The organism is Achromobacter sp. 77, from assembly GCF_020541125.1.
In the GTDB taxonomy this organism is placed as follows: domain Bacteria; phylum Pseudomonadota; class Gammaproteobacteria; order Burkholderiales; family Burkholderiaceae_B; genus Achromobacter; species Achromobacter mucicolens.
In genome coordinates this window covers 137671-161095 of the sequence record NZ_CP059848.1, presented here as the reverse complement: position 1 = coordinate 161095, position 23425 = coordinate 137671, and the positions used below count along the sequence as shown (strand labels likewise).

The window sequence follows — 23425 nt, the reverse complement described above, 5'->3', positions numbered from 1 at the left end:
CCTCGCTTTGCATTCTTCCGATTTTTTGTGCATAATTCGCCCCCTCTACCTGTTCCCCGATAGCTCAGTCGGTAGAGCGACGGACTGTTAATCCGCAGGTCGCTGGTTCGAGCCCAGCTCGGGGAGCCAAGAATTTGCAGTACCGCAGTACCCTTAAAAAAGCCCGCAACGTGTTTGCGGGCTTTTTGCATTGGCGCACGAAGCTGCCGTTCGGGCCCGGGTTGTCGACGCCCAGGTTGCCAAGCCGTGCGCATCGCGTAGCATGGCCCGGGTCCGCACCTTCCCGCCCTGCACACCGATGCGTTCATCGCGATCCCTGCCGCCCCTGATTTCCCTGCGCGCCTTCGAAGCGGCGGCGCGGCGGCTAAGCTTCTCGCAAGCCGCGGAAGATCTGTTTGTCACGCAAAGCGCCATCAGCCATCACATCCAGCGCCTGGAAAAAGAACTGGGCGTCGCGCTCTTCGAACGGCGCACGCGCGCCGTGGCGCTGACCGAAGCGGGCCAGACCTATTTCCGCAGCGTGCATGCGGCATTTGAACTGCTGCGCCAGGGCACCGACGCATTACGCGCGCCCGAGCCGGCGCGCTACACCCTGCGAATCGGATTGCTGGCGTCGTTCGCCACGCGCTGGCTGGCGACGCGCCTGCCCGCCTTTGCCGCCACGCATCCTCACATCGATCTGCAACTGCAACCCGACATCGCGCTGGCCGATGTGGCGGGCGGAGAGGTCGACGCCGCGATCCGTTATGGCCGTGGCGGCTGGCCCGGCGTGCGCAGCACGTTGCTGATGACCGAACGCCTGTCTGTCGTATGCGCGCCCGCGCTGGTCGCGGGCAGGAAGCGGCCGAAGACGCCCGCCGATCTGCTGCGTCATCCGCTGCTGGTCTCTCACGCGCGGCATCAGTTCGAATGGGACGCCTGGGCGCACGCGTTCGGATTCGATCTGGGCGCGGCCCGCACGGTGCGTCTGCACGACTACAACATCGTCGTCGAAGCCGCGCTGGCCGGCCAGGGCCTGGCGATGGGCCGCGAGCGGCTGATCTCCTCTCACCTGGCCAGCGGCGCGCTGGTGCAAGCCCTGCCGGGCGCGGTGCTGCAAGACCCGCGCATCGGCTGGTGGTTCGTCACGCCGCGCGGGCCACTGAGCGCGCCGGTCCAGGCGCTGCACGACTGGCTGGCGCACACACATTAGTTTTACTCATACCTACTTCGCAAGAATTGATTGGTCAGGCCACGCCGCGGCCGATAGCATCGGGGGAGCATCAAGACGCGCTTTCCCTTTTTTCATAGGTGATTCGATATGACCCGCAGCATTTCCGCCCGCGTTGCCGAGCGTGGCCTGACCCTGGATCCTGCCTCCGCCCCGGCCGCGAACTATGTGCCGTTTGTGCAGGAGGGCAACCTGCTCTACATCTCGGGCCAGATCTCCCGCAAGGATGGCAAGGCCGCGTATCTGGGCCAATTGGGCCACCAGGTGTCTGACGCCGACGGCGTTCAGGCTGCGCGCGCCAGCGCCCTGGGCATCCTGGCGCAGATCGCCGCCGCCACGGGCGACCGTCTGGACCGCGTGGCACGTGTCGTGAAGCTGGGCGTGTTCGTCGCCAGCGCCCCGGACTTCAATCGCCAAAGCGTCATCGCCAACGGCGCGTCGGACCTGATGGTCGACGTGTTCGGCGACGCCGGACGCCATGCGCGCAGCGCCGTCGGCGTGGCCGCCCTGCCGCAGGGCGTGTCCGTAGAAGTCGAGGCCGTCATCGCGCTGACCCCGGCCTGATACGCCCCACCCGACAGGAACCGCCATGACCGCCCCTCTGACCCCAAGCGCCATCCAGGCGCTTCGCGCCCACGCGCCCGGCACGCAAAGCTCGGTGCATTTCAATCACGCCGGCGCATCCTTGCCGTCCACGGCCACGATCCAGGCCATTCACGCGCATCTGAAGCGTGAAGCGGCGCAGGGTCCGATGGAAGCGGGCGTGGCGGCGCGCGACCTGACCGAAGCGGCCCGCACGCTGGCCGCACAGCTGTTGAACGCGCAGGTCGAGGAGATCGCGTTGACCGGCGGCAACTCGCCGGGCTGGGGCGCCGCCTTTGTGGCGCTGCCGGCCTGGCGGCCCGGCGACCGCATCCTGGTGGGCCGTCACGAATGGGGCGGCAACCTGGCGGCCATGCGGCTGATCGCGCAGCGCGCGGGCGCCACGCTGGAGACCATCCCCTCGGACGACAGCGGCTGCGTGGACCCGCAGGCGCTGGAAGCCATGCTGGACGACAGGGTGCGGCTCATTGCGCTGACGTGGCTGCCCGCCAACGGCGGCCTCATCAATCCGGCCGCCGCGATCGGGCGCGTGGCGCGCAAGCACGATATTCCCTATTTCGTGGACGGCGCCCAGGCCGTGGGTCAGATTCCCATCGACGTGCGGCAAGTTGGTTGCGACGTGCTGAGCGGCGCAGGCCGCAAGGCCTTGCGCGGACCGCGCGGCACCGGGCTGCTGTATGTGCGGCGCGAATTCCTGGATCGGCTCACGCCCGCCTTCGTGGACACGCATTCCGCGCCGCTGGGCGTGGACGGGGAACCCGTGCTGCGCGCCGATGCCGCACGCCTGGAATCCGCCGAGAATTCATTGGCGCTGCGTTGCGGCCTGGCCAATGCCCTGCGCGAAGCGCTGGATCTGGGCCTGGACACGATCCGCGCCACCATCGATGCCACTGCCCAGACGCTGCGCGCCGAACTGGCGGCCATTCCCGGCGTGTCGGTGCTGGACCAGGGGCGCGAGCAATCAGGGCTGGTCGCCTTCAACCTGGCCGGACAGGACGCGGCCGACGTTCAGCGCGCGCTGGCCGCGCAGGGCATCACCATCGGCAGCAACGGCGTGCCGTACACGCCGCTGGACATGCAGGCCCGTGGTCTGGACCGTATTGCCCGCGCGTCCGTGAGCTATCTGACGAGCGGCGACGAAATCGATCGCCTGCTGCAGGCCTTGCGCAAGCTGGCAGCCTAGCGCGGCAATGGGCTCAGGCGCGGCCGGCCAGCGCCGCGCGCTTGGAAAACGGCGACCATTTCGTGAAGACGAGCAGGTTGCCCAGCATCACCAGCGCCAGGCCGGCGATGGCATAAGGTGTCCAGCGGTAGCCTTCGACCACCGTCGATATGCTGAGCGCCACGACCGGAAACAGCACCGTGCAATAGGCGGCCCGTGCGGGCCCCATGCGGCCGACCAGCGTCAGATACGCGGTAAAGCCCACCACGGAACCCACCACGGCCAGGTACAGCAACGCGCCCACATAAGCGGGCGACGAATCGAAGCTGAACGGCACGCCCGCGGCCAGGCAGCCGGCCAGCAGAATGCCCGCCCCGTAAAGCATGCTGTAGGCGTTGCCGGTCAGCGGCCGGATGCCCGCGCGCTGCTGCAGGGACGACAGCATGTTGCCCGTGGAAAAGCACAGGGTGCCGAGCAGCGCAAAGCCCAGGCCCAGCAGCGTCTCGTGGCTGGCCTGCTGGCTGGCCAGCTCCGGCCAGAAAAGCAGCACCAGGCCGCAAAACCCCAGCGCGCCCGCCGCCATGATGCGCGGCGCCATGCGCGTGCCGAACCAGAGCCGCGCATTGAGCGCGTTCCACAGCGTGGCGGCCGAGAACACCACCGACACCAGGCCGCTGGGGATCCACTGCGTGGCCGAATAGAAGCACAGGAAGTTCAGGCAGAACAGGCACAGACCCTGACCCACGCACAGCCAATGGCCCCGCCGGTCCAGCTTTTGCAGTTTGCGCAGGACAAGCAGCGCCACGAACAGCAGCAGGCCCGCCAGCGCGAAACGGTAAAAGATCGACACCGGGATGGCCACCACGCCAAGCTGCAGCTTGATGGCGATCCAGGTGGAGCCCCAGATCAGGACGGTGAGCAGATACAGCGAAAGATTCATGATGCGACGGGCGCGGCAGGCCACGCGAAGTGCTGATACGGACATCGGCGGCCATGTTTGATCGCCGGACATCCAGTGTGCGCCCCGATGCCACGCCGCGATTGCCGGTTCTTGCGCTTTTGTCCGAATCGGGCGCGTCAAGCGCGGGTGGACGGGAGTAGCATTCCTTTCCATGGGCACCCCCGCTACGGCTCCGGCCGATTTCTCTGTTTTCCGCACGCTGTCGCGCTCGACCGCGACGCTTGAGCGCGCCGCGTCGCTGGGCGAGGGCATGGCGATCTCGCAGTGGTCGCGCACCGCCCGCGAAACGCTGGGCTACGAAACGCCCGGCCATCACACGCTGTCGCTGTACCTGCGGGGCGGAGACCGGTCGTTTCGCGTGGGCCAGGACTCGCTGCATGGCGGCGCGGGCAAATTCTGCGTGCTGCCCGCCGAGCACCATTCCCGCTGGAGCATGAACGACAACGTGCATTTCCTGCACCTGTACATCGCCCCGCAGCGGCTGGCCCGCGAAGCCGTCATGCGGCTGGACTGCGAACCGCGAACGCTGGAACTGCGCGACCGCACCTACATCCAGGACGACTCGCTGATCGACGTCTGCCGCCGACTCCTGGGCACGGACTGGAACCAGCCCGCCGACCGGCTGGCCGCCAGCAGCGCCGCCGAGACCGTGCTGCACCACCTGCTGACGCAGGGTGTCACGCGCAAGACCCCGCAACCGGTCCGCGGCGGCCTGGCGCCGGGCGTGCGCCGCCGCGTCATGGACTATGTGGACGCGCATCTGGCCGATCCCCTGACGCTGGACGAACTGGCAGGCGTCGCCGCGCTGTCCACGTATCACTTTGCCCGCATGTTCCATGCCTCGTTCGGCGAGCCGCCGCATGCCTGGGTGCGCGGCCGGCGCCTGGCCCGCGCCCGAAGCCTGCTGACGGCCGGCAAAGGCGACCTGGCAGCCATTGCGCAAGCCAGCGGCTTTGGCAGCGCCAGCCACCTTGCCCGTGTCTTTCGCGATGCCATCGGCGTCACGCCGGGCCAGTACCGCAGCGCGCGCGCCAGCCACTGACCGCGCCGATCCGGGGTGCCGCCGGCCGCAACACGCGGTCTACAATGGCGCATCGCCCTCGCGGCTTCACTTGGCCTTTCCAGGCCTTCTCCCGCCTGCACCGACGCGATGCCGTCCCCGACCTCTCGCGATACCTCCCCCCTCATCGACAGCGCCGTTCAGCGCCCCTTGCGCGCGCACTGGCTGGCCGAGCTGATCCGATTGCGTGAGGCGCACTGGGGACCGCTCGAGGACGCGCAGGCGGTGCGTCAGGTGCGTCAGCTCGATGCCGGCCTGCCGGCGCGCATCCTTGCCCGCGCCGCGCTGCTGGCGCACCGCGAAAACCTGATTCCCCTTGTCGATGGCTGGCGCCGCAGCGCCGTGGCCATGCTGGCCGTCCTGTTCGTCTTGGCCGTACTCTCCGGCGCGGCCGCCGCCCTGGGCGCGCTGGGCGACGGCACGCGGGCCGTGAACGTGCTGTGGGCGATGGGCGCGCTTCTGGGGCTGCACGCGCTCACCTTTTTGCTGTGGCTGGCGAGCTTTCTGCTGCGGCCCGCCGCCGTCACCGGCCTGGGCCGCCTTTGGCTGTGGGCCACGCGCAAGCTCGCGCGTGGCCCCGATGGCGCGCTGGTTCCACAGGCCTTCCTGAACCTGCTGACGCGCGCGGGCGCGTTGCGCGGCCTGTTCGGCAGCATCAGCCATCTGTTGTGGCTGACGGCGCTGTGCGCCGCGCTGGCGACGCTGCTGGTGGTGCTGTCCACCGCCAGCTACCGGTTCGTCTGGGCCACCACGCTGCTCGCGCCCGAGTCGTTCGTGTGGCTGACGCAGGCCATTGGCTGGCTGCCGGCGCATCTGGGCTTTCCGATGCCCGACGCCGCGACCATACGCGCCAGCGACGGCACGCAAGTCCTGCCGGCCAGCGCGCAGGCGCAGTGGTCGCTCTGGCTGATCGGCGTCCTCGTGGTCTACGGCATCGTGCCGCGCTTGATTGCCGGCGGGCTGTGCGTGGCGGCCACGCTGCGCGCCTTGCGCCGCGTGCACATCGACCCCGCGCTGGCCGGTTTCTCCACGCTGCGCGACCGGCTTGAGCCGCCCGCGCTGTCCACCGGCATCGACCGCCCCGTCGATCCCCTGCACGAACCCCGCGTGCGGGCGCCGGCGCTGGACGGACTGGGCGGTCAGCCGGTGCTGCTGGCGCTGGAACTGCCCGCGGATCTGACCTGGCCGCCCGCGGACCTGCCGGACGGCATCCGCCAGGCGGGCAACCTGGACACGCGCGAGGAACGCAACCGCGTGCTGGACGCGCTGGCGCAATCGGCCGCCGCGCGCCTGTTGATCGCGTGCGATGCGCGCCAGACGCCGGATCGCGGCACGCTATCCCTGATCGCCGACCTGTCCGCGCACGCGGCGCAGACGCGGGTCTGGCTCATCCTGCCGCAAGCCGGCGCCCACGTCCCCGCCGGGGCCGGCACCGAAACCCGCGCCGAGCTCTGGCGCGACCGTCTGCTGGCGCTGGGCCTGCCGGCCGACGCCATCCTGCTGGCGCCCGTTGCGCCGCTGACCTGGCTGGAGACCGGCCATGGCTGAACTGATCAAGATCGCGCTCGTTGGCCACACCAATACCGGCAAGACGTCGCTGCTGCGCACGCTGACACGCGACACCACCTTCGGCGAAGTGGCTGACCGGCCGGGCACCACGCGCCACGTCGAAGGCGCCCGCCTGCGCCTGGATGGCCGGCCCGTGCTGGAATGGTTCGACACGCCCGGCATGGAAGACAGCATCGCATTGCTGGAATACCTGGAACGGCTGGATCGCCCCGGCGAACGGCTCGACGGCCCCGCACGCATCCGCCGTTTCCTGGACACGCCCGAAGCGCATGGCCGCTTCGAACAAGAGGCCCGCGTGCTGACCAAGATGCTGGATTGCGACGCCGCGCTGTACGTGATCGACGCGCGCGATCCGGTGCTGGGCAAGCACCGCGACGAACTCGCCATCCTTGCTGCCTGCGGACGCCCGCTATTGCCGGTGCTGAACTTCGTCAATGCGCCGGCGCACCGCGCCGACGCGTGGCGCGACGCGATGGCGCGGCTGGGTCTGCACGCCGTCGTGGAATTCGACACGATCGCGCCGCCGCTCGATGGCGAGCAACAGCTGTACGCCAAGCTTGGCGTGCTGCTGGACCGTCACGCCGGCGCGCTGGCCCGGCTGTCGGACAGCCTGGCCGCGCAGCGCCGCCAGCGCCACGCCGCGGCCTACGAGCTGGTCGCGGACCTGCTGATCGACGTGGCCGCGCTGCATGTGTCCAGCGCCAGCGACGACGCGGCGATGGCCGCCGCTTCAAGCCAGTTGCGCGACCAGGTGCGCCAGCGCGAACAGACCTGCGTCAACGCGCTGCTCGCGCTCTACAACTTTCGCGCCTCGGATTACGCCGACGACGCGTTGCCCCTGCAGGGCGAGCGTTGGGGCATGGACCTTTTTCATCCGCAGGCGCTCAAGGACATGGGCGTGCAGGTGGGCATGGGCGCCGCCGCGGGCGCCATGGCCGGCGCGGCCGTCGACCTCATGAGCGCGGGTCTCAGCCTGGGCACCGGCATGCTGATCGGCGCGGCGGCCGGCGGCCTGTGGCAGGGCGTCGAAAAGCTGGGCAAGCGCGTGGCGGGCAAGCTGCGCGGCTATCGCGAGATCAGTGTCGACGATGCCGTGCTGCGGCTGCTGGCACTGCGCCAACGGCAATTGATCGAAGCGCTGGAGCGCCGCGGCCACGCCGCGCGTGAACCGTTGCGCCTGGACCTTCCGGACGACGAGGCCTGGCGCAAGGGCCCCTTGCCGGACGCGCTGAAAGAAGCGCGCAGCCGACCGGAATGGTCGGCCCTGGGTAAACACCATGAAGACAGCGACCGGCGCAAGCGCATGCTGCTCGAATTGGCGAAAACCCTAGCATCCACGCCGCTCCCGGCCGATTGACCGGCGGCCCGCGCGCCTCGCAGCACGCACCATTCACGGCATCCGGCAAGCGCGTGATTACCCCAATCCAAACCAATTGACGCTTAAACGAATGCGTCGATAAGATTCGATCTGCATCGGCGCGGGTCCGTCCCCGTCATGCCAATCACAAGGGGTTGGGTCTATCGACTCCAGCAGCAACGCCATGCCCCGGATGCCCTTTGGGGCCGGGGCCCTGTCACTTCTGTCGCGCAATCCGCGCACCACACGGAGCATGAGGGCTATGCGTACTTTTCCCCACTTCAAGCAGGCGGCGCTTGCCGCTGCCGTGGCCGCCTCGCTGGCCTTCAGCGCCGGCGCGGCCGCCAAGACGCTGCATTGGTCGTATCAAGGCGATGCCACGTCGATGGATCCCATGGCCCTGAACGAGACGTTCACGCTGGGCTTCCAGGGCAACATCTACGAAACGCTGGCCGGCTACGACGGCAACCTGAAGCTCACGCCGCTGCTCGCCGAAAGCTGGGAAAACCCCGAACCCACGAAATGGATCTTCAAGCTGCGCAAGGACGTCAAGTTCCATGACGGCTCGCCGTTCACCGCCGACGACGTGATCTTCTCGTGGAAGCGCAGCCTGACGCCGGGCTCGGACATGAAGGGCTACGGCGCCAAGGCCAGCGACATCAAGAAGGTGGACGACTACACCATCGAAGTCACCACGCCCACGCCCAACCCCATCCTGCCGCGCGAATGGGTGTTCTTGTACATCATGAGCAAGAACTGGGCGGAAAAGAACAAGACCACCGAGGCCACCAACGTCAAGGGCGACAACCAGGGCAATTACGCCAACCTGCACGCCAACGGCACCGGTCCCTTCATGCTGACCGAACGCCAGCCCGACGTGAAGACGGTGCTCAAGCGCTACGACGGCTACTGGAACAAGGACATCAAGACCAACATCGACGAGGTCGTCTTCCAGCCCATCACGCAGGAAGCCACGCGTGTGGCCGCGTTGATCTCGGGCGAGATGGACGTCGTGCAGCCGGTTCCCGTGCAGGACTGGAAGCGCCTGGAAGACGCCAAGGGCGTCAAGCCGCTGACCGCGCCCGAAGCCCGCGCCATCTTTATCGGCATGGACCAGGACCGCGACGAGCTGCTGTTCTCCGACGTGAAGGGCAAGAACCCGTTCAAGGACGCGCGTGTGCGCGAGGCCGTCGTGCTGGCCGTGAACACCAAGGCCATCAACGAGAAGATCATGCGCAACGCGGCCAAGCCGCTGGGCACCCTGATCGCCACGTCCATCAACGGCTACGACGAATCGTTCGGCGCGCCGTACAAGCCCGATCCCGAGCGCGCCAAGAAGCTGCTTGCCGAAGCCGGCTATCCCAAGGGCTTCACTGTGACGATGGACTGCCCGAACGACCGCTACGTCAACGACGAGAAGGTCTGCCAGGCCGTGGCCGGCATGCTGGCGCGCGTGGGCATCAAGATCAACCTGCTGGCGCAGACCAAGTCCAAGTATTTCGGCAAGATCCTGCTGCAGGCCGGCAACCAGACCAGCATGTACATGCTGGGCTGGACGCCCAGCTCCACCGATGCGCACAACACGCTCCTGAACCTGACCTCGTGCCGCGACGCCAAGACGGCCGCGGGCCAGTTCAACCTGGGCGGCTACTGCAACAAGAAGGTCGATGAGCTGACCAACAAGATCGGCGTCGAAACCGATCAGGCCAAGCGCAACGCGATGATCAAGGAAGCCTTTGGCATCGTGCGCAGCGACTTCGGCTACCTGCCGCTGCACCAGCAGCCCATGTCGTGGGGCGTGAAGGAAAACGTCACCGTCATCCAGCGCGCCGACGACGTGCTCGACCTGCGCAACGTCGTGCTGCCGTAAACGCCGCGTGATGCAACCCCGGGCGGCGCGCGCCGCCCGGACGCGCCCGGCCCAGCCCCCACTCCCGCCTCGCGCGCGGAACGCGGCCCGGCGCCGTCCGAACCAAAGGGCTTTCAGACATGCTTTCCTTTATTGCGCAGCGGCTGGTGCAGTCGGTGCTCGTGATGTTGACGGTGGCGCTGATTGCGTTCTCCATGTTCCGCTACGTGGGCGACCCGGTCGCCAGCATGGTCGGCCAGGACACCACGCCCGAACAACGCGCGCAGCTGCGCGAACAGCTCGGCCTGGACGATCCGTTCATCGTGCAGTACGCCCACTTCGTCGCCAACGCGGTGCAGGGCGATTTCGGCATGTCGTACCGGCACCGCCGCCCGGTCAGCGAGCTGCTTGAAGAGCGCATGCCGGCCACGCTGGAACTGTCGTTCGTGTCCGCCGTCATGGCGCTGGCGCTGGGCATTCCGATGGGCATCTACACCGCACTCACGCGGCACGGCGTGCTGTCCAAGGCATTCATGGCGATTTCGCTGGCCGGCATTTCGCTGCCCACCTTTCTTATCGGCATCCTGCTCATCCTGTTCTTCGGCGTGCAGCTGAGATGGCTGCCCAGCTTCGGGCGCGGCGACGTCGTCAGCCTGGGATGGTGGACCACGGGCTTTCTGACCAAATCCGGATGGCTCGCGCTCATCATGCCCGCCATCACGCTGGCGCTCTTTCAGATGACCCTCATCATGCGTCTGGTGCGCGCCGAGATGTTGGAAGTGCTGCGCGCCGATTTCATCAAGTTCGCACGGGCGCGCGGACTGCCGGAACGGCTGATCAATTTCCGCCACGCGCTCAAGAACACGATGGTGCCCGTCATCACCATCACGGGGCTTCAGCTCGGCTCCATCATTGCCTTCGCCATCATCACCGAGACGGTGTTCCAGTGGCCCGGCATGGGGCTGTTGTTCATCCAGGCCATCAGCATGGTGGACATCCCCGTCATGGCTGCTTATCTGGTGCTGATCGCCTTCATGTTCGTGGTCATCAACCTGGTCGTCGACCTGCTTTACTTCGCCGTGGACCCGCGTCTGCGCGTGCAGAGCAAATAAATAGCGGTAAAAAAGGAAATCGCATGATTGCTCGCATCGCCCCCTTCTTCACGCGCGCCGCCGACAGCGACCTGTGGCACAGCTTCAAGCGTTCGCCCGGCGCCATCGTCGCCGCGATCGTCACGCTGGTCATCGTGCTGGGCGCGTTGTTCGCGCCGGTCGTGGCGCCGCACAACCCCTTCGATCTCGCGTCGCTCAGCATCATGGACGCCAACACCCCGCCGGCCTGGGAAGAGGGCGGCAGCCCCGACTTCCTGTTGGGCACGGACGATCAGGGCCGCGACATCCTGTCGGCCGTGATGTATGGCTCGCGCGTGTCGCTGCTGGTCGGCTTTGCCTCGGTGCTGTTCTCGATGGTGCTGGGCGTGACGCTCGGCCTCATCAGCGGCTACGCGGGCGGACGTGTGGACAGCTTCATCATGCGCATCGCCGACGTGCAGCTTTCATTCCCGGCCATTCTGGTGGCGCTGCTGATCGACGGCGTGGCGCGCGGGCTGCTGCCGCGCGACATGCACGACCAGCTGGCGCTGTATGTGCTGATCTTCGCCATCGGCATTTCCGGCTGGGTGCAATACGCGCGCACGGTGCGCGGCTCCACGCTCGTCGAGCGCAACAAGGAATACGTGCAGGCGGCCAAGCTGATCGGCATCGGCCCCATCACCATCCTGCGCCGCCACATCCTGCCCAACGTCATGGGGCCGGTGCTGGTCATCGCCACCATCCACCTGGCGGTGGCCATCATCACCGAGGCCACGCTGTCGTTCCTGGGCGTGGGTGTGCCGCCCACCGCGCCGTCGCTCGGCACGCTGATCCGCATCGGCAACAGCTATCTTTTCTCGGGCATGTGGTGGATCTCCATCTTCCCCGGCATCGCGCTGGTGGCGCTGGTGCTGTCGGTCAACCTGCTGGGCGACTGGCTGCGCGACGCGCTCAACCCCAAGCTGCGCTGAGGACGTCATGGCCCTTCTGAACATCGAAGACATCCGCATCGAATTCCCCAGCCGCCGCGGCACGCTGGTGGCGGTGGACGGCGTATCGCTCGCGCTTGAGAAAGGCGAGATCCTGGGCGTGGTCGGCGAATCCGGCGCGGGAAAATCCACGATCGGCAACGCCGTCATCGGCCTGCTCGAAGCGCCCGGCCGCCTGGCAGGCGGCGCGGTGCTGCTGAACGGCGAGCGCATCGATACGCTCACGCCCGCGCAGAAGCGCAAGGTTCGAGGCCGGCGCATCGGCATGATCTTCCAGGATCCGCTGACCTCGCTCGACCCGCTGCAGACCGTCGAAAGCCAGCTGGTGGAAACGATGCTGGTGCATCTGGATCTGACGCACGACGCGGCAAAAAAGCGGGCCGTGCAGCTTCTGGCGCAGGTCGGCATCGACCAGCCCGAACTGCGCGTGCAGCAATATCCCCATCAGTTCTCGGGCGGCATGCGACAGCGCGTGGTGATTGCGCTGGCGTTGTGCTGCGAACCCGAAGTCATCATTGCCGACGAGCCCACCACCGCGCTGGACGTATCCATCCAGGCGCAGATCCTGGACCTGCTCAGAAAGCTGTGCCGCGAAGAGCAGGTCGGCATGATCATCATCACGCACGACATGGGCGTGATCGCCGACGTGACCGACCGCGTGGCTGTGCTGTATCACGGCAAGCTGGTCGAGCAAGGCCCCACGGCCAAGATCCTGGGCGACCCCGATCATCCCTACACCCGCAGCCTCATCTCGGCCGTGCCGCGTCCGGACATCAAGCTCCGGCGCTTTCCGCTGGTGACCTACATCGAGGACGTGAAGACGCCCGCGCAGCCGCTGGACCTGGCCACGCACTGGCTGGGCCAGCGCCGCGACTTCGGCAAGCGCACGGAAGGCCCGCTGGTCCAGGCGCGCGACCTGTCGATGCGGTTCGTGCTCAAGAGCGCCTTCTTCAAGCGCAACCAGCGCACGCTGGACGCGGTCAAACGCGTGAACCTGTCCATCGGCGAAGGCGAGGTCTTTGGCCTGGTCGGCGAATCGGGCTCCGGCAAATCGACGGTGGCGCGGTTGATCTCGGGGCTTTACACGCCCAGCGAAGGTTCGGTCACGTTTGGCGGCACCGATCTCACGGCGCTCAAGGGCGAGAAGGAACTGAACCCGTTCCGGCGGCAGATCCAGATGATCTTCCAGGATCCGTTCTCGTCGCTGAACCCGCGCATGCGCGTGCTGGACATCGTGGCCGAGCCGATCCGCTTTCACAAGCTGGCCGCCAGCGACTCCGAAACGCGCCGCATCGTGGCCGATCTGCTGGACGTGGTGGGGTTGGGCAGCCGCGCCGCCGAACGCTTTCCGCACGAGTTCTCGGGCGGGCAACGCCAACGCATCTGCATCGCGCGCGCGCTGGCCACGCGGCCGCGCTTTTTGATCTGCGATGAACCCACCTCGGCGCTGGACGTGTCCATCCAGGCGCAGATCCTGAACCTGCTCAAGGACCTGCAGGAAGAGCTGGGCCTGACCATGCTGTTCATCAGCCACGACCTGCCGGTGATCCGGCAGATGTGCGACCGCGTCGGCGTGATGCGCCACGGCGAACTGCTGGAAGTGGCCGACACCGAATCCCTGTTCGAACATCCGCAGCATCCCTACAGCCAACACCTGCTCGGCCTGATGCCCCGCCTGCAGTCCATGTCCCGCGAGGGGCTGGACGTGGTGAGCTGACACCGCGCGCCCCCGGAGCCTACTGACATGACCGCGACACGGCAAACCCTTTTCATCGGCGGCAAGGTATTCGACGGAGAAGGGCAGACGCTGCCCGGACACGGCGTGCTGGTCGAAGGCGCGCGCGTGGCCCGCGTGGCGCCGGCAGCGGAATTCTCAGGCTATGCAGGCGCCCGCGTGGACACCACCGGCATGACGCTCATGCCCAGCCTGGCCGATTGCCACGTGCATCTGGTCTACACGGGCGGCGCCGACCCCAACGCCCACTTGAGCAAGCAGGGCCCCGCGCAGATCACGCTGACCGCGCTGGAGAACGCGCAGGCCAGCCTGCGCGGCGGCGTCACGGCGCTACGCGACTGCGGCGGCAAGGATTATCTGGAATTCGGCGTGCGCGACGCCATTGCGCGTGGCGTGTTCCCCGGTCCCACCATCAAGGCCTCGGGCCGCATCATCTGCATGACGGGCGGCCACGGCAACCGCATCGGCCGCGTGGCCGACGGCTGCGAGGAAGTCGTCAAGGCGGTGCGCGAACAGGTCCACGCGGGCTGCGACCTCGTGAAGATCATGGCCACGGGCGGCGTCATGACGCCGGGCGTCAGCCCCATGGACGCGCACTACAGCTTCGACGAGATGAAAGCGGGCGTGCACGAGGCCAAGCGCTTTCGCAAAAGCACCGCCAGTCACGCGCAGGGCACGCAGGGCATCCTGAATGCGGTGCGCGCGGGCATCGATTCGATCGAGCACGGCATCTTCATGGACGACGACTGCCTGCGCGAGATGCTGGAGGCCGAGACCTACCTGGTGCCGACCATCGCCGCCGTGCGCAACATCATCGCCAATGCCGACAACGGCATTCCCGCCTACGCGGTGGAAAAGGCCCGCGCGGTGGAACAGCGGCATCGCGAGTCGTTTCAGATGTACTACAAGGCGGGCGGACGCATCGCGCTGGGCACCGACGCGGGCACGCCGTTCAACCTGCACGGCGAGAACGCGATGGAGTTGGCGTACATGGTGGAGTTTGGCATGACGCCAGTGGACGCGTTGATCGCCGGCACGTCACGCGGCCATGACCTGATGGGCATGACCGATCACGGCGTGATTGCTGAGGGCAAGGTGGCCGACCTGCTGCTGGTGCAGGGCGACCCCGCCGAAGACATCATGAAGGCCGCCGACAAGCGCTTTCACGTGGCCGTGCTGCGCAACGGCGAACTTGCGGCGGGCGCCTTGCCGTTCTGAACCTCAGGGCGCCGGTGCGGCGCCCTGCGAGTTGCGCATGAACATCTGGCCCAGGAACATTTCGATGGGTATGCGCTTTCCGTTGATGTCGACTTGACCATCGCGGTAGTCCGCCTCGAACTGGATCACGCCGTCCTCGATACGGGCCCAGGATGTTGCCGCGACCAGGCCGCGCACGCCTGCGGCTTCCCGCTCGGCCGCCGACCGGGCTGCCTCACGCGTGGCGCCCTTCAGTTCCGCCCGTGCCGCGATCACATCGGCCATGTTCTCCGGCGACAGCTTCAGCCGCACGCTCACGTTACGCACGACTTCCTTGATGATGGCGATAGGGTCGCGTTTCCAGAACGACGGCGCATCCAGGCCGATATCCAGGCTGAGCGTCGACGTGCCACGCGCCGTGTCGACCTGCAGCGTCGACAGCGTGAAGCTGGGGCGGGCCAGAAGAAACTTCAACATATGCGACGCGGCAAGCATTCCGTCGCCCGAAAGCGGATCGGCCTTCTGCGCGTGCAGCGGCGAGCTTGCGGTGGCGTCTTGAAACGCCTTGAGCGACGCAACATCCAAGTCCTTGCCGCTCGCCGCCATCTGCAGCTTGGCCACATGCAGGTGGCGCACGCTGATGCTGCCGACATCGAGCGTCATCTTGCCGGTCATGCGCTCGGGGATTCCGTCCGAACCCAGCGTCAGCGCAATGTCCTTCAGGCTCAATGGCAGCTTGTCCAGATCGGAAGCCCATTGCTTCACCGTCAGCGTCGTGCTGCTCGCGGTGGACTCGGGTGGACCCGTCAATTCATGCGATAACGCCAGATCATCCAGGGTCAGCGTGTAAGGGTTGTCCTTGATCACTTCAGTCAGCGAGGCCTTGCCGATGGCCAATGACACCGCGTCGCGCGTGCCGTCACCGGCATGTTCGACCTGCGCCTGCAAACCCGAGAAGTCGAACGTGACCGGAGCGTCGGCATACTTGACGGGCGCCAGCGCCAGATCGCCGGAAAAGTCGCGGTCATACGCGACTAGAAAGTTCGCCGTCACCGGCGCCGATCCGCCTGCGGCCGCGAACCAGGCGGCCGCATCGGGCGTCTCCGTCATGTGCAGCCGGCCCGCCGCCATCACGGGCGCGACGTCGCCTGACGCAAGCCGAGAGGCGGGAAACGGACCGTGTTCAATGTTGCTCGTGAACGCAAACGCCTTCTCGGCGGGTTTGCGGCCAGACTGCACGGTGACCTTCGCACCGAACCGCGCTTCGGAAGAAAACACGCCGCGTTCGAACGACAGCAGTTCCAGCGTCACGGGCACACCCACCTTCGCACCCAGGCGCTGCGCCTGCGCATTCAACGCCTGCACGTCCTGCGCCAGCCGGGATTCGATCTCTTTGCCGGTGTACCACGCGGTGCCGACCCACGCCGCGGCCACCACCGCCACCAACGCGCCACCCGCCACGATCCGCTTGTTCATGTTGCCCCTGTCCGTTTGTGAAACCCTGGGATTGCCGCGATCGGTCGCGTCAAAGAAAAACGGGCTGTCGCAAGACAGCCCGTGTCAGGCGCGCCGAGACGATTGCGGCGCGCCATTCGTGTTGCGGCAGCTTAGCGCATGCCGCCCATCACGCCGCCCATCGCCATCATCAGGAACTGCTGCAGCGGCATCTTCTTGCCATTGAAGTCCACCTGGCCGTCGGCGTAGTTCAGGTAGGTGACGATGTTGTTGTTCTCGACCTTGCCCAGACCCATCGCGGTGGCCATGGTGCCGACCATTTCCACCTGGCCCTTGGCGGTCTGCGCGGCCTGCTCGGGGGCCACGCCGCGCATTTGCGGTTCGATGGCCATCAGGTCCGCCAGGTTGCCCTTGGACAGCACCAGCTTGGCATCCAGCTTCTTCAGAGCCTGCAACGCCATGTCGGAGGCCTCGCCTTCCAGCGCGGCCGGCTTGACCAGCGCCAGGTTCAGGTTGAAGGTCGACGTACCGTTGGCGGTGCGCACTTCCAGCGGGGACACGGCCAGCGTCGGGTTGCCGGCCAAGAGCTGCTCGAAGTTGGTCTTGAGCACGGCCTTTTCTTCTTCCGTGAACTGCGGCGTCTGCTCTTCGCCCTGGCTTTGCAGCATGCGGCGCGAGGCGGCTTCATAGACGTCGTTCAGCGACTTCAGCGCCTTGGAGTCCAGGTTCTGCGCGTCGACGACCAGCTTCATGCCGGCCACGTCCTTGGCCTGCACGTTGATCATGCCGAAGTCCACGGCCATCTTGGCGCCCATGGCCGGGCCGTTCTCGGTCATGTCCACGGCGATGGACGTGTCCTTGAACTGGACGGGCGGCTTTTCGCGGGACGTGATCGTCCAGTCCTTGAACGTCAGCTTCTGGCTGCCGACGTACATCTCGTTGGCAGCCGGCTTCAGGTCGCTGGTCAGGCTGATGCCCTTGACCGCCATGGCGGTGATGTCGCTGTTGTCGGACGGGCCCGAGAGCTCCAGGCTGTCGGCCGCCACGTCGAAGACGCCGCGCTTGGTGGAGGTGGCGTATTCAAAGTCGCCCTTCATGCCCGAGAAGACGAGCTTGGTGGCGTCCTTGGCGACTTCGACCGGCGCCATGTTGAACTTGCCGGAAATGTCCTTGCCGTAGCTGACGCTGTAGTGGCCCGAGAGCGGCACGGCGCCCTTGGCGGCGGCGAACCAGTCCTTGACCGTGTCCGTCTCTTCCAGCGCGAAATCGCTGGCCACCATGGCCGGCATGAACTTGCCCGACTTCAGGTTGGAGAAAGGCAGGGGACCATGGCTCAGGTGTTCGACGAACACCACGTCACGCTCTTGCGCGGGCTTGCCGTCAGCGGCGGGCGTGGTGAACTTGATGCGGTAGCGCGACACCGAGGTGAAGACGCCGCGGTCGAACGAGACCAGTTCGGCGACGGCGTTGATGCCCCATTTGTCCGCAACCTTCTTGAGCTCGACGTTCGAGTCCTCGATGGCCTGCTTGACGAATTCCTCGGCCTTTTGGCCCGTGTACCAGGCCGTGCCGGTCCAGACCGCGCCCAGCGCGACGACGATGCCAACTATTGCCGATTTCTTCATTGCATCCCTTTTATTTTGAATAGATGAAAGCCGACGGATTATAGGGAGGGCCGACTAGGGAAAACACTTATTTTGTTCGAAGTTAATACGAAATATTGCTGTTTGATTCTATAGGGACCTTTTGACCACTTGCTGCGCCGCCACATCAGCTACAATCCGCTTCGTGCGCCAAGCCAATCTGCGCACGTCCGCTAGGCCCTTCGCTGCCAAGCTTCGCCCCTGATGGGCGCTTCCCTTTTCTCCTTATACCGACCGCCTGGATTGGAGTCTCTCAAATAGAGCGACAGGCTGCCGCTGGAGCTGTTTTGACTACCACTTCCCCTTTCGCCGACCTCGGGCTGGCTGATTCGCTGTTGCGCGCCATTGCCGATACCGGCTACACCGCGCCCACGCCCATTCAGGCCCAGGCCATTCCCCAAGTGCTGAAAGGCGGCGACCTGCTTGCAGCCGCCCAGACCGGCACCGGCAAGACCGCCGGTTTCACGCTGCCGATCCTGCACCTGTTGTCGCAGAAAAAGCCCGAGGCTCGCAAGCCCGGCCGCCCCCGTTGCCTGATCCTGACCCCGACGCGTGAACTGACCGCACAGGTGGCCGAATCGGTGCAGACCTATGGCAAGTACACCTCGCTGACGTCCATGGTGATGTTCGGCGGCGTCAATATCAACCCCCAGATCTCCGCGCTGCGCAAGCCGCTGGACATCCTGGTCGCCACCCCGGGCCGCCTCTTGGACCACTGCGGCCAGAAGACGGTGGACCTGTCGGGCGTGGAAATCCTGGTGCTGGACGAAGCCGACCGCATGCTGGACATGGGCTTCATCCGCGACATCCGCAAGATTCTCGCCCTGCTGCCCAAGCAGCGCCAGAACCTGCTCTTCTCGGCCACGTTCTCCGACGAGATCCGTACCCTCGCACGCGGCGTGCTGAACAATCCGGGCGAAGTCTCGGTCACCCCGCGCAACACCGCCACCGAACTCGTCACGCAGACCGTGCACCTGGTCGAGCAGCACCACAAGCGCGACCTGATCAGCCACATCATCCGTGAAAGCGGCTGGCACCAGGTGCTGGTCTTCACGCGCACCAAGCACGGCGCCAACCGCCTGGCCGAAAAGCTCGTCAAGGACGGCCTGACCGCCGCGGCCATCCACGGCAACAAGAGCCAATCGGCCCGCACGCGCGCGCTGGCCGGCTTCAAGGACAGCACCGTGACCGTGCTGGTCGCCACCGACATCGCCGCCCGCGGCCTGGACATCGACCAGCTGCCCCAGGTCGTGAACTTCGAGCTGCCCAACGTGCCGGAAGACTACGTCCACCGCATCGGCCGCACGGGCCGCGCGGGCGCCACCGGCGCCGCGGTCTCGCTGGTCGACAACAGCGAGATCAAGCTGCTCAAGGACATCGAGCGCCTGATCAAGAAGACCATCGAGCGCAAGCCGGTGGAAGGCTGGACGCCTCCGGCCACCAGCGCAGCGTCGTTCGAGCGCCAGGAGCGTGACGAAGACACGCGCAACATGCGCGGCGGCCATCGCAATGGCGGCCGTGGCGGCAACGGCGGCTCGGGCCGCTCGCGTCCCGCCCAGGGCCAGCCGCGCGCGGCGGCAGGCGGCCGCGCGCCCGCGCCGGCCCGCGCCGGTGAAGGCCGTGGCAATGCCGGTTCGCGCGAGGGCAAGCCCGCCGACCGTCCGGCTCACGCCGGCCGCGCCGAGGGCCGTCCCCAGCAGAACCGCCGTCCTGAAGGTTCGTCGCGCCCGGCAGGCAATGCGCCCGCCGGCCGCCCGGCCGAAGGACGCTCGGGCCAAGGCCGTCCGGGCGGTGCGCCCCGCGCCGCGCTGCTGAGCAAGTAATATCACTGGCAACCCCGACACTGCGACCCACGGACCCGCGCCATCATGCCTTTATCCACCTGGTTGACGTTCTTCCTGGCCTCCTGGGCCATTTCGTTTTCACCGGGCGCCGGCGCGATCTCGGCCATGTCGTCAGGCCTGAAATACGGCTTTGCGCGCGGCTACTGGAACACGGCAGGCCTGATCCTGGGCATCCTGTTCCAGTTCGTCGTGGTGGCCGTGGGCCTGGGCGCCGTGCTGGCCACCTCGGAAATGGCGTTCAACGTCGTCAAGTACCTGGGGGTGGCCTACCTGATCTACCTCGGCGTGCGCCAGATCCGCACGGATGCCGCACCCGTTGCTGTGGACGCGGGCGATCCCCGCAAGGCGTCCATCCGTGATCTGGTGATGCGCGGTTTCCTGATCAACACCATGAACCCCAAGGGCACCGTGTTCCTGTTGGCCGTGGTGCCGCAATTCGTGGACCCCGCGCTCTCCTTGACGCCGCAGTACGCGGCGCTGGCGGCAACGCTGGCGTTCACTGACCTGGTGGCGATGGGCGTGTATACGCTGCTGGCGGCGCGCGTGTTGCGCCTCTTGCGCGATGCCAAGCACATCCGCTGGATGAACCGGACCTTCGGGTCGCTGTTTATCCTGGCGGGCGTGTTCCTGGCGACCTTCCGCCGCCACAACTGAATCAAAAAGCGTGGGGCACGTGCCGGCAACGGCGCGTGCCCCACATGTTTTCGTGCACGACACCGGACCGCGCCGGCCTGATTGACGGCGCCAAGCAGAAACCTCCGATATGAGCATTTCCAACGAAGTCGCACGGCGCCGTACGTTCGCCATCATTTCCCACCCTGACGCGGGCAAGACCACGCTGACGGAAAAGCTGCTGCTGTTCGCAGGCGCGATCCAGATCGCCGGCAGCGTCAAGGCGCGCAAGGCGTCGCGCCATGCCTCGTCCGACTGGATGGAAATCGAAAAGCAGCGCGGCATCTCCGTGGCGTCCTCGGTGATGCAGATGGAATATCGCGACTGCGTCATCAACCTGCTCGACACCCCGGGCCACCAGGACTTCTCCGAAGACACCTACCGCGTGCTGACGGCGGTGGACGCCGCGCTGATGGTGATCGACGCGGCCAACGGCGTCGAGCCGCAGACCATCCGCCTCCTGCAGGTCTGCCGCGCGCGCAACACGCCGATCATCACGTTCATCAACAAGATGGACCGCGAAGTGCGCGAGCCCCTGGAACTGCTGTCGGAAATCGAAGGGCACCTGGGCATGGACGCCGTGCCGTTCTCGTGGCCGGTGGGCATGGGCAAGTCGTTCGGCGGGGTGTTCGACATCCGCCGCGACCGCATGCGCGTGTTCCGCCCGGGCCAGGAGCGCCGCTCCGACAACGACGACTTCATCGAAGGCCTGACCAACCCCGAGATCGCCAAACGCTTTGGCAGCGCGTTCGACCAGGCCAGCGGCGAGATCGAACTCATCAACGAAGCAGCGCCCGCGTTCGACCGCGACCAGTTCCTGGCCGGCAAGCAGACGCCCGTGTTCTTCGGTTCCGCCATCAACAACTTCGGCGTGCAGGAAGTGCTGGACGCCCTGGTCGACCAGGCGCCGCCCCCGGGCCCGCGCACGGCCCTGCAACGCGAAGTGCAGCCCGAAGAACCCAAGTTCACCGGCGTCGTCTTCAAGGTGCAGGCCAACATGGACCCGGCGCACCGCGACCGCGTTGCCTTCGTGCGCGTGAGCTCCGGCCGCTTTGAACGCGGCATGCGCCTGAAAGTGGCGCGCACCAACAAGGAAATGCGCCCGAACAACGTGGTGTCGTTCCTGTCGCAGCGCCGCGAACTCCTGGACGAGGCCTATGCCGGCGACGTCATCGGCATCCCCAACCACGGCGTGCTGCAACTGGGCGACGTGCTGACCGAAGGCGAGACCCTGCAGTTCACCGGGCTGCCGTTCTTCGCCCCGGAACTGTTCCAGGCGGTCGAAGTGAAGGACCCGCTGCGCACGAAGCAGCTGCGCACCGGCCTCACCCAATTGGGCGAGGAAGGCGCCATTCAGGTGTTCCGTCCCGATGTCGCCGGCGGCTCGCTGCTCTTGGGCGCGGTCGGCCAACTGCAGTTCGAAGTGGTCGCGCACCGCCTGAAGACCGAGTATGGCGTCGATGCCCGGATGCTGCCGTCGCGCTACACAATGGCACGTTGGATTACGTCTGAAAACCCCAAGGCGCTGCGCAAGTTCATGGATGCCAATGCCGCCCATATCGCCTATGATGTGGTCGATGCTGCGGCGTTTTTGATCGGTTCTCCCGCGCAGTTGCGCGTCGCCGAGGAACTGTATCCCGATGTGAAATTCCATGCCATGCGGGAGCACGGCGGCAAGGTTTTCGGAGACAAAGCGTAGACCCGTTCGGGTTCCGCACGGCAGATTGAGGGTAGCAATGTCTTGGCGTTTTTTGATCGCAACGCTCCTGATCGCGCTCGGCGCGTCGGCTTGGGGCGGTATTCAACTGGGTGACTGGCTGGTGGCGCACGCGCCCGCGGCCGCGCCCGCTCCTGGGCAGGACGCCGCCGCGTCCCAGCAGCCCGTGCTGGACGCCAATGGCCGTCCGTACGTGGCGCAGCCGCCGCAACCGCGCATCGATGGCACGCTGGGCGTGCCGGACAAGCCGGCCGACCGCGAATGGCAGGTCAATACCGTGTCGCTGTTCGACACGGTCAGCGACCCCGCTGTCCAGATCTCGCGCGAACGCATCAGCCCCGAACAGGCGCGCGAAATCGCTGCCTCGTCGCACGTGCCGCTGCCCTCGGGCACGTCGGACGTCAGCACCATGGACCTGCTGGTTCCGGGCACGTCGACCGCCATCAATGGCGGCGTGGCCGCCGGCGGCAGCTACGGCACGCCGCAAATGGTGCAGGCGCCCCCGCCGCCGCCCAACACGGCGCCGACACCCGGCGCCCAGGGCTGGCAGGATGCGCTGCGGCGCGAACTGGCCCAATGCGCCACGCAAGGCTTCTTCGAGCGTCCCTCGTGTTCCTGGAACGCGCGCAACAAGTACTGCGCGCCGAACCGCGCCTGGGGCACGATGGCCGAATGCCCGGCCCGTCCGCAGTAAGGTCTCTGCAGCGGCATATCAGCCTACCTGCACAGCTTTCCAGCATGAAAAATGGCGTCCCGCGGGGCGCCATTTCTTTTGCAGCCAAGTGCCTTATTCGGGCACGGACATCTGGCTTTGCAGGTAGTTCTGGATGCCGACCTTGTCGATCAGGTCGATCTGGGTTTCCAGGTAGTCGATGTGCTCTTCGGTGTCGTCCAGGATGTCCTGGAAGAGATCGCGCGACACGTAGTCCCGCACCGATTCGCAATAGGCAATGGCTTCCTTGACGGTTGCCTGGGCAGCCGTCTCGAGCTTCAGGTCACAGGCCAGCAGTTCCGGCACGTCTTCACCGATCAGCAGCTTGTGCAGGTCTTGCAGATTGGGCAGGCCGTCCAGCATGAAGATGCGGGCGATCAGACGATCAGCATGCTTCATTTCGCCGATCGATTCTTCGTACTCGTGCTTGCCCAGCTTGTCGAAGCCCCAATGGTTCAGCATGCGGGCATGCAGGAAGTATTGGTTGATGGCCGTCAGCTCATTGGTCAGTTGCTTGTTGAGAAACTGGATGACGGTTTTGTCGCCTTTCATGATGGACTCCTTGCAGTCAGGCGCGACGCGAGCGCATCGCGACAAAG

19 protein-coding genes and 1 tRNA gene are annotated in these 23425 nt (G+C 66.5%); 16 read left to right on the top strand and 4 right to left on the bottom strand.

Translation table 11 applies throughout. From position 1 onward, the window contains the following. Positions 1–53 precede the first annotated feature (53 nt). The 4 genes from H4P35_RS00735 (at position 54) to H4P35_RS00720 (ending at position 2996) form a co-directional block, all read left to right on the top strand. A tRNA-Asn gene (locus H4P35_RS00735) sits at positions 54–129 on the top strand. A gap of 169 nt (positions 130–298) precedes the next feature. After that, positions 299–1192 (top strand): transcriptional regulator GcvA, encoded by an 894-nt coding sequence (gene gcvA / locus H4P35_RS00730; RefSeq protein ID WP_180099746.1) that lies wholly within the window; start codon positions 299–301, stop codon positions 1190–1192. Between the two features lie 108 nt (positions 1193–1300). Next, complete coding sequence (locus H4P35_RS00725; RefSeq protein WP_226847703.1) at positions 1301–1774, top strand: RidA family protein; 474 nt, start codon at positions 1301–1303, stop codon at positions 1772–1774. A gap of 25 nt (positions 1775–1799) precedes the next feature. Then, the gene (locus H4P35_RS00720; RefSeq protein WP_226847702.1) at positions 1800–2996 is read left to right on the top strand and encodes an aminotransferase class V-fold PLP-dependent enzyme; all 1197 of its coding nucleotides are present in this window, start codon (positions 1800–1802) and stop codon (positions 2994–2996) included. A 13-nt stretch (positions 2997–3009) separates the two neighbouring features. Here the strand turns inward: H4P35_RS00720 and H4P35_RS00715 are convergent, their stop codons facing one another. Continuing rightward, positions 3010–3915: a DMT family transporter gene (locus H4P35_RS00715; RefSeq protein ID WP_226847701.1), complete on the bottom strand. Its 906-nt coding sequence runs from the start codon at positions 3913–3915 to the stop codon at positions 3010–3012. Between the two features lie 172 nt (positions 3916–4087). On the opposite strand from H4P35_RS00715, the gene H4P35_RS00710 reads away from it, so the two are divergent. The 8 genes from H4P35_RS00710 (at position 4088) to H4P35_RS00675 (ending at position 14804) form a co-directional block, all read left to right on the top strand. Continuing rightward, a complete protein-coding gene (locus H4P35_RS00710) occupies positions 4088–4978 on the top strand; it encodes a helix-turn-helix domain-containing protein (RefSeq protein WP_175156352.1) in 891 nt (296 codons plus the stop codon). A gap of 108 nt (positions 4979–5086) precedes the next feature. Next, a complete protein-coding gene (locus H4P35_RS00705; protein ID WP_226847700.1) occupies positions 5087–6544 on the top strand; it encodes a DUF2868 domain-containing protein in 1458 nt (485 codons plus the stop codon). Beyond that, positions 6537–7922 (top strand): GTPase/DUF3482 domain-containing protein, encoded by a 1386-nt coding sequence (locus H4P35_RS00700; RefSeq protein ID WP_226847699.1) that lies wholly within the window; start codon positions 6537–6539, stop codon positions 7920–7922. Before H4P35_RS00705 ends, H4P35_RS00700 begins: the two co-directional genes overlap by 8 nt. Before the next feature lie 262 nt (positions 7923–8184). After that, the gene (locus H4P35_RS00695) at positions 8185–9792 is read left to right on the top strand and encodes an ABC transporter substrate-binding protein (RefSeq protein WP_226847698.1); all 1608 of its coding nucleotides are present in this window, start codon (positions 8185–8187) and stop codon (positions 9790–9792) included. Positions 9793–9911: 119 nt separating this feature from the next. Next, positions 9912–10883, top strand: coding sequence for an ABC transporter permease (locus H4P35_RS00690; RefSeq protein WP_226847697.1), 972 nt, complete (start codon positions 9912–9914; stop codon positions 10881–10883). Positions 10884–10906: 23 nt separating this feature from the next. Then, entirely contained in the window at positions 10907–11833 is a 927-nt protein-coding gene (locus H4P35_RS00685) for an ABC transporter permease (RefSeq protein ID WP_056327764.1), read from the top strand. A 7-nt stretch (positions 11834–11840) separates the two neighbouring features. After that, entirely contained in the window at positions 11841–13568 is a 1728-nt protein-coding gene (locus tag H4P35_RS00680) for an ABC transporter ATP-binding protein (protein WP_226847696.1), read from the top strand. A gap of 27 nt (positions 13569–13595) precedes the next feature. After that, a complete protein-coding gene (locus H4P35_RS00675) occupies positions 13596–14804 on the top strand; it encodes an amidohydrolase family protein (protein WP_226847695.1) in 1209 nt (402 codons plus the stop codon). 3 nt (positions 14805–14807) lie between these two features. Here H4P35_RS00675 and H4P35_RS00670 read toward each other — a convergent pair whose 3' ends face one another. After that, positions 14808–16259, bottom strand: a complete 1452-nt coding sequence (locus tag H4P35_RS00670; protein ID WP_226847694.1) for a YdgA family protein — start codon at positions 16257–16259, stop codon at positions 14808–14810. A gap of 131 nt (positions 16260–16390) precedes the next feature. Next, positions 16391–17863, bottom strand: coding sequence for a YdgA family protein (locus tag H4P35_RS00665; protein ID WP_152383123.1), 1473 nt, complete (start codon positions 17861–17863; stop codon positions 16391–16393). A gap of 305 nt (positions 17864–18168) precedes the next feature. On the opposite strand from H4P35_RS00665, the gene H4P35_RS00660 reads away from it, so the two are divergent. The 4 genes from H4P35_RS00660 to H4P35_RS00645 all read left to right on the top strand — a co-directional run bounded on the left by H4P35_RS00660 (position 18169) and on the right by H4P35_RS00645 (position 22808). Beyond that, positions 18169–19704, top strand: a complete 1536-nt coding sequence (locus H4P35_RS00660; RefSeq protein WP_226847693.1) for a DEAD/DEAH box helicase — start codon at positions 18169–18171, stop codon at positions 19702–19704. 45 nt (positions 19705–19749) lie between these two features. Then, positions 19750–20379 (top strand): LysE family translocator, encoded by a 630-nt coding sequence (locus H4P35_RS00655; protein ID WP_056327758.1) that lies wholly within the window; start codon positions 19750–19752, stop codon positions 20377–20379. A 109-nt stretch (positions 20380–20488) separates the two neighbouring features. After that, positions 20489–22096, top strand: coding sequence for a peptide chain release factor 3 (locus H4P35_RS00650; protein WP_063954092.1), 1608 nt, complete (start codon positions 20489–20491; stop codon positions 22094–22096). Positions 22097–22133: 37 nt separating this feature from the next. Then, positions 22134–22808, top strand: a complete 675-nt coding sequence (locus H4P35_RS00645; RefSeq protein WP_226847692.1) for a hypothetical protein — start codon at positions 22134–22136, stop codon at positions 22806–22808. Between the two features lie 93 nt (positions 22809–22901). Here H4P35_RS00645 and bfr read toward each other — a convergent pair whose 3' ends face one another. Continuing rightward, positions 22902–23378, bottom strand: a complete 477-nt coding sequence (gene bfr, locus H4P35_RS00640; RefSeq protein ID WP_056327755.1) for a bacterioferritin — start codon at positions 23376–23378, stop codon at positions 22902–22904. Between the last annotated feature and the right edge of the window lie 47 nt (positions 23379–23425).